Genomic DNA, 15,450 nt, shown 5'->3' on the forward strand with positions numbered 1-15,450 from the left:
TTTTAAAATAACATTATATCATCTTTATTGCTTAAAAAGACTTTAGGTGCTAAAAAATCGATTTTCCAATTTCTCTGAGGTACTATTTAAAATAACTAACTGTTTAGGAACGGAGACTGACATATGGGGGTAAGTATCAGGGATACCTTGAGTTTGGACATTCTTAAAGGTGCCAAGGTTATCGCCGGGCAAAGGGGCTTTAATCGTCTGATCAAAAGGGTGAGCGTCATTGAGTGTCCGGACTGTCAGGATTACAAAGAACTTTTAAGAGAGGGAGATTTCTTTCTAACAAGTTTTTATGCCGTAAAGGATGATCCGGGGCTTTTAGCCATAACAGTATCGACAATCATTGAGTCCGGTTCCAGCGGGTTGTGTTTGTTGGATCTTTATATGGAAGATCTACCCGAAGAAATTAAAGCACTGGCCAACCGCAAAAATTTTCCTATTATTATGATCTCAAAAGATTTGCCCTATGCAGAGATTATTACAGAGATTATGGATTTAATTATCCAGAACAAAGAAAATATTATTGTAGAAATGCAAGTGGATAAGTTATTGCTGGAAAAAGATGGAAGCAGTATAAAAGGTTTAGCACTTCAGATTAATAATAAATTTTGTAATAATGTTGCTGCCATTTTTATTACCAGCAAGCAAGGGGTAAAAAGACGCCTTTTAAACTTGAAGGAGAGTTTTCAGGGGCAGGAAAGTTGGTCGGTCATTTCCTATAAGAGGGGTATTCTGCTGTTAATCAGTACACCCTATCAGGTGGAGAACCACCAATCAATAAAAGAGCTAAATTCTATTATCCAAACCATTGAGGGGACAACTAAAAACTATTATTTGGGGATTAGTAGACATTATTCAGGTCTTGAAAACCTAGGCCTGTGTATTAAAGAGGCAATGCATGCCAATGAACTAGGTGAAAAAGTTTTAGAGCAAAAAATAACCATGTACAAGGACCTTGGAGTTTACCGGGTTTTATCTGTGGTTAAAGAAACCCCTGAATTGAAAGAGTTTCATGATGAAATCATCTTACCTTTACAGGAATACGACCGTAAAAACAATATGAATTTATTTAAGACCGCAGTATCCTATATCGAAAATGACGGGGATGTAAATAAAACAGCCCAGGAACTTTTTCAGCATAGAAATACTATCCGCTATCGTTTGATGAAGATCAAAGAAATTTTAAAGATGGAAGGCTTAGAAGGAAGTTTTTATGAACAATTATCAGTAGCGATCAAAATTCATAAGATGTTATAGCACTTGTTTTATTTACAAAACAAGTGCTTTTCTTTTTGGATATTTAACAAAGGTCAGAAAAAAATCTTGTCGAATTCACCTAGAATACTATTGAATATGTATAAAAAAATCTACATATTCATGCACGTAAAGGCAGGGTGGTGAAACAGAACCACGTTAACGTTATTTGGGGGTGACAAAGGGAAGAAAGAATGGTTCTATATCTAAAATTTTACCGGGGGTGGTCTTATGAGTAATAAAAGAACGAAATTAATGGTAGCCATTGTGTTGCTGGTCTTTGCACTTACGGTTGTTACAGGTTGCGGAGGTGGAAATCAAGGAGGTTCCGGCGGGCAGAAGGCTAAAATTGCCTATTATGCCTTTAACAGTGAACCAGTGCTGGATTGGGATCCCAGTGTGGAGTTTTCCAATGGTATCGCAGTTATGAACAACATTTATGAAACCCTTTTAAGGTTTGATCCGGAGCAAAACAAAATCATTCCTATTCTTGCAGAGGAATATTCAAAATCAGAAGATGGTTTGACCTGGGTTTTCAAACTGAGAAAAGGTGTTAAATTCCATGACGGAACTGAAATGAAAGCCGATGCAGTTAAGTATTCCATTGAGAGAACAAAGAAAATAAACAAAGGTGCAGCCTATATTTGGGATTCCGTAAAGGAAATCAACATCAAGGATGATTACACAGTTGAGTTTAAATTGAGCTATGCGGCCCCGGTGGATTTAATTGCCAGTTGTGGTTATGCAGCCTTCATTATGTCACCAAAGATTGCTGAGCAGCCCGAAGGTTGGTTCTCCCAGGGAAATGAAGCAGGTACCGGCCCCTATAAGCTGCAAAGCACTAAGAAGGGCGAAGAAGTGGTACTGACTCGCTTTGATGAGTATTGGAAAGGCTGGGAAGGCAACCACTTTGATAAGGTGATTGTAAAGAAGGTTCCAGAAACTGCTTCCAGACGTCAGTTGGTTGAAAAGGGTGAGGCAGATGTAACCATTGAACTTCCCTATGAAGACGTTGAAGCGCTGAAGAACAATGCCGACGTACAAATACTGGATGCCCCTGCTTTCCAAAACCTATTCTTCTGCTTTAATACAGAAAAGGAACCGTTAAATAATAAACTTGTAAGGCAGGCCCTATCCTACGCTTTCCCCTATGAAGATGTAGTGAAATATGCCATGGGCAACTATGCTACCCAGGCCAAGGGGCCCATACCTTATGGGCACTGGGGACATGGAGACAACCTGTTCCAGTATAAGCACGATTTGAATAAAGCAAAGGAATTGTTGGCCCAGGCGGGCATCCCCAATGGTGGCTTCAAACTTCTCTTAACCTACATGTCCGGGGATGAAGCTGAAAAGAAAACAGCGGAGCTCTATAAAGCGGAACTGGCTAAGCTGAATATTGAATTGGAAGTAAGGGGCATGCCCTGGGATAGTCAGTGGGAGTTGGCCAAGAGCAAAGATGCCAAGAGCAGACAAGATATCTTAGGTATGTACTGGTGGGTGGATTATGCCAGCCCCTACAGTTGGTTGTACAGTCTATATCACTCCGAGAAGGATCCATTGTTTAACTTAAACTATTATAAAAACGAAAAGTTTGATCAGTTAATTGATGAAGCCAATAGTAAGAGCGGTATTGACAGAGCTGCGGCTGAACAAATGTATATTGAAGCGCAAAAGATGCTAATTGAAGATGCACCGTCCATTTTCACCTATGATAAGAAATATGTTTGGGTGCATAATAAGCAATTCAAAGGTCTCAAGAGCAATGCAGCCTACCCCAATACCATATTCTTTTATGATACTTACCGTGAATAAAACAGTGTCATAAGGGGAGCTAAGGCTTACGCCGTCGCCCAAAGGACCTCGTGTCCTTTGGGTATGGCGTAAGCCAAGTTTCTTTAGCCCCTTATGATTTGAAGGAGGGCAGTGAGGTGCGTTCATTTATTCTTAAGAGACTGGGCTTGGGCGTGCTGGTTTTGTTAGGGGTTATTACCGTAACCTTTTTTATTACCAGGGTTATACCTTCGGACCCTGCGGCAAAATGGGTTGGCCCACGGGCCACACCTCAACAGATTGAAGCAGCAAGGGTTGAGTTAGGGTTGGATCAACCGCTCTTTATTCAATTTGGCAAGTACGTAACGGATTTAAGCCAAGGGGATTTTGGCAAATCCCTGCGCAGCCATCAACCGGTGGCAGAGGAACTCAAGGCCTATCTGCCTGCTACCATAGAATTGGTTGTATTATCAACCATCATCGCTATTTTCGTTGGGATTCCCCTGGGAGTCCTTTCGGCCAGAAGAAAAGACCAACTAGTGGACCATTTCAGTAGAATCTTTTCCGTGGGGGCCGTATCTCTCCCCACTTTCTGGGTTGGCCTCTTTTTACAACTGTTGTTTTATCGACACCTAGGGTTTCTTCCCCTGGGAGACCAGCTTAGCACAGATATAAAACTGCTTTATGAAGTGCCCCATATTACTGGCTTTCTGCTTTTTGACAGCTTTATTACAGGCAACTTTGTTATTCTGCAGGATGTTTTAATTCATATGATTTTACCGGGCATTACCATAGCCCTGTATCCCTTGGGTTTAGTGGCAAGAATGACCCGTTCTGCTTTGCTGGAAATTTTGAACGAGGACTATATCAGTGCCGCCAGGTCCTATGGTTTGCCAGAGGGTCTGGTTTTATGGAAATACGCCCTTAAGAATTCTCTGGGGCCCACCGTTACTGTGGTTACCCTTTCCATCGGCTATACACTGGTGAATACCTTTTTAATCGAAGCCATCTTCAGTTGGCCGGGCATTGGTAGTTATATATCTTCAGCAGTGATTAGTCTGGATTATCCCGCCATCATGGGTGTAACCATCTTTTCGGCCATTGCCTATGTATTTTTGAATTTAGTTGCTGACTTTATTATTGCGCTAGATCCACGTGTTCGCACTTAAAGGGGTGAAAGGATGTCTTTAACTGTAGTAAAAGCTTTAAAACCACGGATTAAAGAAATGAGATTTTCTTTATATCTACTCAACAGAAACAAGCTCACCCGTTTATCGTTAATCATTGTATTGGCCTTACTGGTTATGGCCATGGTGGCTCCTTTGATTGTGCCCTATCCGCAGCATATCAGTCTGGAGACCAACCCCCATGATAAACTTCTGGCCCCATCGGCCCAATATTTTTTTGGTACCGATGAGCTAGGCAGAGATATCTTTAGCCGTGTCCTGTACGGTACTCGGATCTCTTTGCAGACAGCTTTGCTGGCAGTGGGATTGGCTTTATGTATTGGTATCCCCTTGGGTGCCATTGCTGGCTTCTTTGGTGGGTTTATTGATGAATTAATTATGCGAATCACCGATATTTTTCTCAGTTTCCCGCCACTGCTGTTAGCCATTACCATTGCTGCCTTTATGGGACCCAGTCTTCATAATGCCATGTTGGCCATTGCCCTATCCTGGTGGCCTTGGTATACCCGGCTTATTCGAGGACAGGCTGTTTCCATACGGGAAAGGCAGTTTGTTAAAGCAGCTCGGGCCATTGGAACTCCGCCTTTTAAAATTATTTTTAATCATATTGTTCCAAACTGTATTGCACCTGTTATCGTACAGGCATCAATGGATATTGGTGGCGTCATTCTAACCATCGCTTCCTTAAGTTTTCTGGGTTTAGGTGCACAACCCCCAACCCCTGACTGGGGACTGATGGTAAGTACCAGCCGGAATTACTTTTTAAATGCCTGGTGGTACAGTATTTTTCCAGGATTGGCCATCTTTATCACGGTACTAGTATTTAACCTGCTGGGTGATGGTTTGAGGGAAATCATGGATCCAAAAACCCGTAAGCTTTAGGAGTGCTAAAAGATGAATCACTATTTCGAGATAAAAGATCTTAAAGTCGGTTTTAAAACCTTTGAGGGGCAAAAAAGGGTACTAGATATAGAGCATTTAGCTATCCAAAAGGGAGAGGCCTATGGTCTGATTGGCGAGAGTGGTTCTGGTAAAACCGTGCTTGCCCTCACTATTCTTAAACTTTTGACCATGCCCCCTGCCATTGTGGAAAGTGGGAAAATCCTTTTTAATGGCATGGACCTTATTACAAAGTCCGAGCATGATATGCGTTTAATCCGGGGTAAAAAAATCTCAATGATTTTCCAGGACCCCATGTCCACCTTAAATCCCGTTTTTACGGTAGGTGAACAATTACGTCAGGTTATTCAACACAACCGAGGTGTGGCCAAAAAAGAAGCAGCAAAAATTGCTCTGGAAACCATTGATTTGGTCAAGCTTCCCGATGCGAAAAGCATTATTGATAAATATCCCCACGAGTTAAGTGGTGGTCAACGTCAGCGCATTATTATTGCCATTGCCCTATCCTGTGGGGCGGAACTTCTCATTGCCGATGAACCCACAAGAAATTTAGATGTTACGATCCAGGCTGGCATTTTAAAGCTTATTGCTGAATTGCAAAGAGAGTTAAAGGTCTCCGTGTTGTTTATCGCCAATAACCCGGGACTTGTTTCTGCGGTATGTAACCATGTGGCCATTCTACAAGAAGGGAAAATTGTGGAAAAGGGTACAGTGCGTGATGTATTAAGAAATCCAATACATCCTTATACCACGGCCCTGCTGAATACCATACCCAAGAGTAAAAAGGAAAAAATTGATCTCAAGAAACTTATCGCAACCGATGGTGCAGAATGTAACGGGGGATGTACCTATTACGCTCGGTGCCTGAAGCGGCAAGGAAACTGTCAGAATCAAAGCCCTACGCTTCATCCCATAGAGGGAACCCATTTTGTTGCTTGTCACCTGGGGCTAGAAGGGAGTGAACCTTAATGAGTACGCCACTCTTACAGGTTAAGGATATTAAAAAGCACTTTCCTTTAAGGGGTGACTTTTTAGCAAAGCCAACTGCCTGGGTCAAAGCCGTGGATGGTATTAGTTTTGAACTGGAAAAGGGAGAAGTCTTAGGTTTAGTAGGGGAATCAGGCTGTGGTAAGACAACTCTGGTTAATGTGCTGTTGCGACTGGAAGAACCAACGGCCGGGGAAGTTTGTTTTGAAGGTAAGAATATCTTTGCCCTAAATCAAAAGGAATTAAGAAAGTTAAGAGAGCATCTGCAGATCGTTTTTCAGGATCCCTTTTGGTCCTTAAACCCCAGACTGTTGATTAGAGATATTGTGGGGGAACCTTTAAAGGTTCATGGCAATCCCTCCACGGAAGAATTAGCCGAAAAGGTTGCCGAACTATTAGAAATGGTAGGCTTACCCCGGGATGGTGTTTACAAATATCCCCATGAATTTAGTGGGGGGCAAAGACAAAGAATTGCCATTGCCCGGTCCCTGGCCCTGCGACCCAAATTTATTGTATTGGACGAGCCCACCTCTTCCATTGATGTTCTATCCCAAGCCCAAATTCTGGATATCTTAAAGGATATTAAGGACCAGTTTGGTTTGACCTATATCCTCATTTCCCATGACCTGAGCGTTGTAAACTATATGTCAGATAAAATTGCCGTTATGTATCTTGGTAAATTGGTGGAGTATGGGAGTGCAGACGAGGTGTTCAATAATCCGGCCCACCCCTATACCAGGGCATTGTTTGCTGCCATTCCGGATATCGAAACCGAAGGAGTCGATTCCCTGGTGACTCTGGATGAAAATGTGCCCAGTGCCATTAACCCACCGGCGGGATGCAGATTTCATACCCGATGTCCAGAAGCCACACCAATATGTCAATCCAAAGAACCTGTGTTAAAAAACTTAGGAAATCAACATTTGGCTGCCTGCCATAAAAATAACAACTAACCAATGATCTCAATAGAATGGAGGCATTACATATGGCCAAGTTTTATGAATATGAGTTGCAGAAGGCGGCGGACGTTTTAATGCGGCATATGTTTAATCTCAAGCCCGGAGAAACAATCGTGATCACTGCTGACTCAGAATCCGATGAAAGGGTTGTCAATGCTACGGCCAGCAGCGCCTTTGCTGTGGGAGCAAAACCAATGGTTATCTGGTTGCCAGCTCCCCAGGGGGTAGGAAAAGCAGCGGACCCAATGCTACCGGTGGAAGCTCTGGCAGGGGCCTTAAGTCATGCCGATGCCTGGGTAGAGTTTAATAACCAGTGGTTGCTTTATTCAACCCCCTTTGAAATGGCCTTTGAGAAAAATAAAAAGCTCCGCTATATTTGCCTGGTGGGTATGGATGTGGACATGATGGTCAGGGTGATTGGCAGGGTTGATGCCAAGGCTTTGTCTTTATTCCAGCATAGGGTAACGGATATAACAGCCCAGGCAAAAAGGATGCGTATCACAACCCCTGCAGGTACCGATCTGGAATATGAGTTTGTACCTAGTAGAAAGATCATTTGTGATGATGGGGATGTCTCCACACCGGGTGTTCATATGCTGGGGGGGCAAATTTCTTTCTTCCCGGATTCTGAAAGTATTAACGGCACCCTGGTCTTTGATGGTTCTCTGGTACCCCCCTGCGGGCTATTAAAAGAGCCTGTGGTTATGAAGGTGGACAAGGGGAGAGTGGTTGAAATTAGCGGGGGCCAGCAGGCTATGGAATTTAAAGCCTGGCTGGAGAGTTTTGACGATCCCAATATGTTCCGAGTGGCCCATGGCTGCTACGGTTTCAACCCCGGTGCGAAACTAACCGGCAATATTTTGGAGGATGAAAGGGTATGGGGCTGTACGGAATGGGGCCTAGGTTACCTCAGCGCTGAAGATGGTCCGCCGGATGGCATTAACGCAAAGTCCCACTGTGATGGCATTTGCCTCAATTCCTCAGTTTGGCTGGATGGAGAACAAATCATGGATAAGGGTGCTATCGTTCACCCGGAATTAAAAGAAATGGCTGAAAGAATAAAGAAATAACAACAAGAGGTGAAAGGCATGAAAAAATTAAGCAAACAGGATTTGTATGATATATTATATGGGTGCACGATTCTTGGCACCGGTGGCGGTGGAGCTTTGCAAGAAGGTCTGACTATGATTGACGACGCTCTGGACAGGGGCAAGGAATTTATCCTGGTGGATCTGTCTGAAGTGCCTGATGATGCCTATATTGCCACACCCTATATGTGTGGTGCCATCTCTCCCCTTACTGAAGAAGAAGAGCGTAAGTATGTAGGGCTGGCTGTGTTGGATGAGGAACCTTCCCTAAGGGCCTTTAGGGCAATGGAAGAATATATGGGCAAGGAGTTTTACGGTGTGGTCTCCACGGAATTAGGTGGTGGCAATACGGCTAAGGCCTTTTATGTAGGGGCTATGGCAGGAAAATATATTATTGATGCAGATCCCGCCGGTCGATCCGTTCCGGAGTTACAGCATTCTACCTACTATATTAACAATTTACCCATCGCACCAATGGCTGTGGCCAATGAATTTGGTGATGTAGTTATCCTCAAAGAAGTGGCGAATGACCTTCGGGCAGAAGCTTTAGTTCGGGCCATGGCAGTGGTCAGCAAAAACTCCATTGGTGTGGTGGATCACCCTGCTTCTGCTAAAGACCTAAGAAAGGCTGTAATTCCCGGGGCCATTACCTATGCTTTGAAATTGGGTCAAGCCTACCGAGAAGCAAGGGAGGAAAACAATGACCTGGCAGAGGCATTGTGCAAAGCTGGCAAGGGCTACCTGCTCTTTAAGGGAACCGTTAAAGATTTTGGTTGGGATACCATAGATGGTTTCACAGTGGGGGAGACCTATTTGGAAGGTACAGGTGATTATACAGGCTCCACCTATAAAATATGGTATAAAAACGAACACATTATTGCCTGGCGAAATGGGGAAGTGGATGTAACCGTGCCGGACCTCATCTGCATGGTTTGCGAGGATAACAAGGAACCTGTTACCAATCCCAATTATCAGATAGGCATGAATGTTGCGGTCTTTGCTCTGCCCGCTCCGGCGGAGTGGCGGACAGAGAAGGGACTGGACTGTTTTGGACCCAAGCATTTTGGCTATAATATTGAGTATTTGCCGGTGGAGAAAAAAATTGGCTAATGCGGAGTGAGAACAATGATCAAAACAGAAGAAATTAGATCTGGCGTAGTTTCCATGTTCAAAGTGAACATGGGACTCAAGACAGGAGAAAAGGTTCTGATTGTTAATGATGTACCTAGACCTGAAGAATGGCAAATGAACTATGGGGAGATCAGTGATATGGCCACAAGATCTCTTTTTGCCAGAAAGGTCTATGATATTGCCCGGGAAGAATTTACAGGCAACCAAATTGATTACATGGTTTTCCCCTCCACAGGACAAAGCGGCAAAGAACCCTCACAGGATGTGGCCGAGAGGTTCTTGGAGTATGATGTTATTATCCTATTGACCAGCCATTCTCTATCCCACACCAATACCCGGGAAAGGGCAACCCAAAGGGGTGCCAGGGTTGCCAGTATGCCGGGCATTGAGTATGCCATGTTTCTTGCGGATGGTCCAATGGCGGTGGATTACGAAGAAATACGTAGGGAAACAGAAACCATTGCAGCCATGCTGACCAAAGCCAAGACAGCCAGGGTGACTACGGACCTGGGAACGGACTTGACTTTTAGTATTGAAAACCGAGAAGGAGGGCCCGATTCAGGGATCTATGATGTAAAAGGGGAGTGGGGTAACCTGCCCGGCGGCGAGGCCTTTACTGCCCCGGTGGAAGGCACTGCCAACGGCAAACTCGTCGTACCCAAGGGATGGTATCCTGGCCTGGAAGAGGATATGGTTCTGGAATTTAAGGACGGCTATGTGGTATCCCTGCAGGGTGGCGGCAAAGTTGGGGAGGAATTTACTAAGCTCTTCTCCTTTGGCGATGAGAGTTTTAAGCACCGGAGAAATTGTGCGGAACTGGGTATTGGTACCAATCCCAAGGCTAAGAAACCAGATAATGTTCTGGAAGCGGAAAAAATTAAAGGAACTATCCATATAGCTGTTGGAGATAGCTCACATATGGGCGGTGTTACAGAGTCCGATTTGCATGAAGATTTTGTTCTCCCTCATCCCCGGCTGTATTTAGATGGAGCGCTTGTTATAGGTAAATAAATCATTGCTTAAAGAAAGCTGCCTGTGCTATGCATACGGCAGCTTTTATGTTTCTATGGAATGCATTTACCTAGCCTCTGGATATTGGCGGGAAGCTAGGAGAGATTTACAACTGCGGCCTCTTTTGTATTTGATTACCTGTTTATATAGTGGGGGCATTACATTCAAACATAAAAATCATCCTCGAGTGGTTAATATTACCATACAGTATTCACAGAGGGTTTGAAGCGTTACAGTTTTTGGAGGGTTCAATAATAGTAAACAAAACAATATTTTCTGAAAATTATAACAAAACTTTGTCGCTTGCCTGACAAAACTCAAGGGACTTCATATATAATAAAAATAACATCCTTAGAAAGGTGGTGTTAAACATTTCTCAAACCCTGCTTGTAAATAAGAAAATTATTGTTCATGGTACTGTTTTTGGAATAATAAACACATTAGGAGTCTATGTTATACACTCTGTCAGAACAGATAAATCTTTACTATTTTTGGTTTTTGGAATGCTTTTAATTATCTTGAACTCCTGGTTCTATATGATTTATTGCTATAAACATGGACACTATTTAGCTGATAAGGAAAAATGTATCTTAGGAATACTGTATATAGGGATTTTGGCGGTTAGTAATATTATTTCTGGTAACAAACTACTTTTCTATCAGGTCGCTTTAGACATTACACCCTTCAGTGTTCTTATGCAGTTGGCAGTTATCCCTATCTTATCCTGCATGGTGACAATGCTGCTGTGCAAGCAAGAGTATTTGATTAAAGAGGAAGATTGCCAGTAAATATTTTAGATTAAAAAACCATCCCCATGATTAACCTGGGAGATGGTTTCGTTTTTTTCTATGGTAACGTATAAAACTATCTTTGTTTTTCTTCAAAAGAAAATGGATATAAAAATTTTCATATTGTAAAGGTTATTGTATAATTAAATTTGTTGTTTAAATACAATTTAAGTTTAAACATTAAAAAGTTAGTCCAAACGGAGGATATTTAATAATAATGAGTGATTTTCAAAAGGAAATTCAAAGGCGCAGAACCTTTGCGATTATCTCCCACCCGGATGCCGGTAAAACAACAATGACAGAAAAACTTCTCCTGTACGGTGGAGCACTTCGGTTGGCTGGTACAGTTAAGTCCCGCAAGTCCAAGCAGCATGCTGTGTCGGACTGGATGGAACTGGAGAAACAGAGGGGTATTTCAGTAACCTCCAGTGTACTGCAGTTTGAATATAAAGATTGTAAAATAAATATTTTGGATACCCCAGGCCACCAGGATTTCAGTGAAGATACCTATAGAACTCTGATGGCTGCAGATAGTGCTGTCATGCTGATTGATGCAGCAAAAGGGGTAGAGGAGCAAACCAAAAAATTGTTCCATGTTTGCCGCAAAAGGGGTATTCCTATTTTTACATTCATTAATAAAATGGACCGGCATGGTAAGGAACCCCTAGACATTTTGGATGAACTAGAAAAGGTGTTGGATATTAAATCCTATCCCATGAACTGGCCCATTGGTAGGGGCAAGGAATTTAGAGGCATTTACGAACGGGCAACCTCTAAAATAGAACTTTTTACTGGTGCCGGTCACGGTACCACCATTGTACCGACAAAGGTTGGTGATCTTTCAGATCCTGCCATTGTGGAGACCATGAGTGAATCAGTTTATGAATTACTCAAAGAAGATCTTGAACTTTTAGATTTGGCAGGGGATGCCTTTAATATGGATCTTGTATCTCGTGGCGAATTAACCCCTGTTTTCTTTGGTAGTGCGCTTACCAATTTCGGAGTAGGAGCCTTTTTGGATTCCTTTATAAAAATGGCCCCGGCACCCCATGAAAAGGAATCCAGTGTTGGCGTTATACAGCCAAATCAATCGGAGTTCTCTGGTTTTGTTTTTAAAATTCAAGCCAATATGGATCCGGCACATAGAGATAGAATAGCCTTTGTCCGGATTTGTTCCGGAGTTTTCCATCGGGGTATGACGGTAAAACATGTGCCTTCCGGTAAAACCATTCGGCTGGCCCAATCAAAGCAATTTATGGCCCAGGATGCCACCACCATTGATGAGGCCTACCCGGGAGATATTATTGGTATTTTTGATCCAGGAATTTTTCGAATTGGTGATACTCTAACCGAGAAAAGTAGCTTTTCTTACGAGGCCATCCCTAAATTTCAGCCGGAACTTTTTGCCCGAGTGCATCTGCGGGATGCCATGAAACGAAAGCAATTTGTAAAAGGAATTGAGCAGTTAACCAATGAAGGGGCGGCCCAACGATTCCGCAACCCGGATATTGGACTAGAATCTCCTATCATTGGAGCGGTAGGGGTATTGCAGTTTGATGTGCTGGAACATCGTTTAACCCATGAGTATGGGGTTGATATAAGTCTAGAACACCTACCCTTTACTTTGGCCCGCTGGGCTGTGGGGGTAAACCTAACACCCCGGGATTTAAAGAGTATGGACAATATGGTGGTACAGGATGACGATGATAATTTTGTGGTCTTGTTCCGCAATGAATGGGCCTTTAATTGGGAAGCCGAACGACATAAAGAGGTATCCTATTTAGAACATCCACCGACTAAGGGTACAGCACTTTAAGATAAAGGGTTTCAGGAATTTCCTGAGACTCTTTTTTATTGTAAGAAAAATTAAAAGTCAAATAGAATTTGAATTATTTTTAAAAAAATATTAATATTTCAGAAAAGTAAGACTTATATTTAAGGCTTTCCTGTGATAAGTTAGAGTTGAGGTGTTGCATGTGAAAGTTCGAGAAATCAATACATTGCATTCCATTGCTTTGAGCCCGGAGCAAACTGTCCAGGAAGTAGTGGGAATTTTCCTAAAACATCAGGTGGACGGAGCACCCGTTATCGATGCAGAAGGGAAGATCATGGGCCTTTTTACCAAAGATCAGATTTACCGACTAGTAAATGAGGGCTTAAATGTGAATACTTCTGTAGCAGAGTTGATGATCCCGGCAGACAAAATCGGCCACCTAGATGATGAGTTGGAAGATCTTTTAAATGAGGATTTTGAATGGTTGCCCATTGTTGATGAAGATCGAGTTACTAGCATGATCACCAGAAGCAATCTCTCAAAGGTGTTTTTTGACTTTTATCGGGCTATTTCCTGTGAGCTTGAAACCATTATTAACTCCACGATAAACTTAATTGTATCAGTTGATAAAGAAGGAAAAATTAACGTATTTAATAAGGCAGCAGAGAAATTTCTTGGTAAGGAAGCTCAAGAGGTAAAGGGTAAGAATATTGCTGAAATTTTTCCAAACAGTGGACTGGCTGAGGTTGTACGTACGGGGAATGTAGAACTTTTGCAGAAGGTCAAGTTGAATGATAATGATTATATCTCTAACCGTTCACCAATCATAAAAGATAATAAGGTAATTGGGGCTGTTGCGGTACTTCAGTGTATTTCCGAAATGGAGAAAGTATCAAGGGAGTTAGAGAGTGTTAAAGAATTAAATGAGGAATTACAGGCAATTATTGAATCCTCCTTTGATGGACTTTATATTACAGATGGGAAGGGGTTAACTCTTCGTTTAAATAAGGCGTATGAGAGGATAACTGGCCTAAAGGCCCAAGAATTCCTGGGGCGGTATGCTGAGGATATAATGAAGGAAGGTGTGGTTTCTGAGTCGGTAGCTGTTCTGGCCTTAAAGCGAAGGGAAACGGTCTCGATTATTCAAGAATACAGGGCGGGCAAAACAACTTTGGCCACTGGCAACCCGGTCTTTGATAAAAACGGTAACATCTTTAGAGTTGTTTGCAACGTTAGGGATATTACAGAACTCAATCAATTAAATAAAGAACTAGAACAGGCCCGGGGCTTAAGTCAACATTATCAAAGTCAATTGCGTACTATGAGCTATTTTGGCTCAGACAGAATTGTGATTAAATCGGAAAAAATGAAAGATCTTTTAGGACTCATTATTCGATTAGCCGGGGTTGATTCTACCATTTTAATCACTGGAGAATCAGGAACAGGTAAAGAATTAATTGCGGAAACCTTATATATTAATAGTAATCGGCGGGATGGGCCATTTATCAAATTAAATTGTGGGGCAATTCCAGAAAACTTACTGGAGTCAGAACTTTTTGGTTATGAATCTGGTGCCTTTACAGGGGCCAGTAAAGAAGGTAAAGCTGGATATTTTGAGCTAGCTAACGGGGGAACTCTTTTTCTTGACGAGATTGGGGAATTGCCATTAAATCTTCAGGTTAAACTCTTGCGGGTTTTACAGAGCAGGGAAATTGTCCGTGTAGGCGGGAAAAAACCGCTAAAAATTAATATTCGTATTTTGGCTGCAACCAACCGTAATCTAAAGGACATGGTTGACAAAAAAGAATTTCGCGAGGATTTGTATTACCGTTTAAATGTTGTGCCTGTTAATGTGCCGCCTCTTAGAGAACGGAAGGAAGAAATTACATCCTTTGTCACCCATTTCATGCTGATATTCAATAGAAAATATAAGGTTAATAAAAGGATTACACCAGAAGTGGTTGATCTTTTCCTACGGTATGACTGGCCCGGTAATATCAGGGAACTAGAGAACCTTATTGAGAGATTGATAGTAATTACTACAGGGAATTTATTAACAATAAATGATTTGCCAGCCAATATTAAGGGAAACAATCCAGACAATTTAGCCAGTGTACAAGTTTCTTGTCTTATGCCCCTAAAAGATGCGGTCGAAAGTGTTGAGAAACAGGTATTGGAACGAGCCTATGCAGAGTTCCGTACTATTCGTCAGATGGCTGAGACATTAAAAGTATCTGCTGCTACTGTTGTAAGAAAGGCAGCCAAATATGGAATTACCCAAGAACTATGAAGTATTCTTAAAAAATACAATATAGCTATGCTGATAACAATCAGCTTGTTCATTTAGTTCAGAAAAGGGAGGGTATAAACCACTCCCTTTTTTATGTTTGTTTGATAAGTGTTTTTTTGCGTACATGCAATTTTGTAAAAGCCCAGTGAAATAATCTTAACTATTTAATTAAAAATTTTTTGATTTAATGAGAAGAGTAGGCTTGAAAAATAATAATAATGTTAATTTGTTTCAATATTGAAACGGACACTTCAATATTGAAACAATCAAAAAAAGGTCGTAATTTGCAGCAAAACCAAAAA

At 42.1% G+C, this 15,450-nt stretch carries 12 protein-coding genes; all 12 read left to right on the plus strand.

What is annotated here, in order from left to right:
• Positions 1-123: 123 nt before the first annotated feature.
• The 12 genes from DRED_RS02080 (at position 124) to DRED_RS02135 (ending at position 15,148) form a co-directional block, all read left to right on the plus strand.
• On the plus strand, positions 124-1,263 hold the full coding sequence (locus DRED_RS02080) for a PucR family transcriptional regulator (protein ID WP_011876774.1): 1,140 nt from the start codon (positions 124-126) through the stop codon (positions 1,261-1,263).
• Positions 1,264-1,491: 228 nt separating this feature from the next.
• On the plus strand, positions 1,492-3,075 hold the full coding sequence (locus tag DRED_RS02085) for an ABC transporter substrate-binding protein (protein WP_011876775.1): 1,584 nt from the start codon (positions 1,492-1,494) through the stop codon (positions 3,073-3,075).
• Between the two features lie 116 nt (positions 3,076-3,191).
• The gene (locus DRED_RS02090) at positions 3,192-4,202 is read left to right on the plus strand and encodes an ABC transporter permease (RefSeq protein ID WP_011876776.1); all 1,011 of its coding nucleotides are present in this window, start codon (positions 3,192-3,194) and stop codon (positions 4,200-4,202) included.
• 12 nt (positions 4,203-4,214) lie between these two features.
• On the plus strand, positions 4,215-5,102 hold the full coding sequence (gene nikC, locus DRED_RS02095) for a nickel transporter permease (protein WP_011876777.1): 888 nt from the start codon (positions 4,215-4,217) through the stop codon (positions 5,100-5,102).
• Positions 5,103-5,114: 12 nt separating this feature from the next.
• On the plus strand, positions 5,115-6,089 hold the full coding sequence (locus DRED_RS02100; RefSeq protein WP_011876778.1) for an ABC transporter ATP-binding protein: 975 nt from the start codon (positions 5,115-5,117) through the stop codon (positions 6,087-6,089).
• Positions 6,089-7,060 (plus strand): ABC transporter ATP-binding protein, encoded by a 972-nt coding sequence (locus tag DRED_RS02105; RefSeq protein WP_011876779.1) that lies wholly within the window; start codon positions 6,089-6,091, stop codon positions 7,058-7,060. Before DRED_RS02100 ends, DRED_RS02105 begins: the two co-directional genes overlap by 1 nt.
• A 32-nt stretch (positions 7,061-7,092) precedes the next feature.
• Positions 7,093-8,136 carry an aminopeptidase gene (locus DRED_RS02110; protein WP_011876780.1) on the plus strand — a complete coding sequence of 348 codons (1,044 nt, stop codon included), beginning with the start codon at positions 7,093-7,095 and terminating at the stop codon, positions 8,134-8,136.
• Between the two features lie 18 nt (positions 8,137-8,154).
• Positions 8,155-9,264: a DUF917 domain-containing protein gene (locus tag DRED_RS02115; protein WP_011876781.1), complete on the plus strand. Its 1,110-nt coding sequence runs from the start codon at positions 8,155-8,157 to the stop codon at positions 9,262-9,264.
• Between the two features lie 15 nt (positions 9,265-9,279).
• Positions 9,280-10,296 carry an aminopeptidase gene (locus tag DRED_RS02120; protein WP_011876782.1) on the plus strand — a complete coding sequence of 339 codons (1,017 nt, stop codon included), beginning with the start codon at positions 9,280-9,282 and terminating at the stop codon, positions 10,294-10,296.
• A 536-nt stretch (positions 10,297-10,832) separates the two neighbouring features.
• Positions 10,833-11,084, plus strand: a complete 252-nt coding sequence (locus DRED_RS18495; RefSeq protein WP_156779559.1) for a hypothetical protein — start codon at positions 10,833-10,835, stop codon at positions 11,082-11,084.
• Positions 11,085-11,301: 217 nt separating this feature from the next.
• The gene (locus tag DRED_RS02130) at positions 11,302-12,900 is read left to right on the plus strand and encodes a peptide chain release factor 3 (RefSeq protein ID WP_011876784.1); all 1,599 of its coding nucleotides are present in this window, start codon (positions 11,302-11,304) and stop codon (positions 12,898-12,900) included.
• A 160-nt stretch (positions 12,901-13,060) separates the two neighbouring features.
• Positions 13,061-15,148, plus strand: a complete 2,088-nt coding sequence (locus DRED_RS02135; protein WP_011876785.1) for a sigma-54-dependent Fis family transcriptional regulator — start codon at positions 13,061-13,063, stop codon at positions 15,146-15,148.
• The last annotated feature ends 302 nt before the right edge of the window (positions 15,149-15,450 follow it).

Source organism: Desulforamulus reducens MI-1 (assembly GCF_000016165.1).
In the GTDB taxonomy this organism is placed as follows: Bacteria; Bacillota; Desulfotomaculia; order Desulfotomaculales; family Desulfotomaculaceae; genus Desulfotomaculum; species Desulfotomaculum reducens.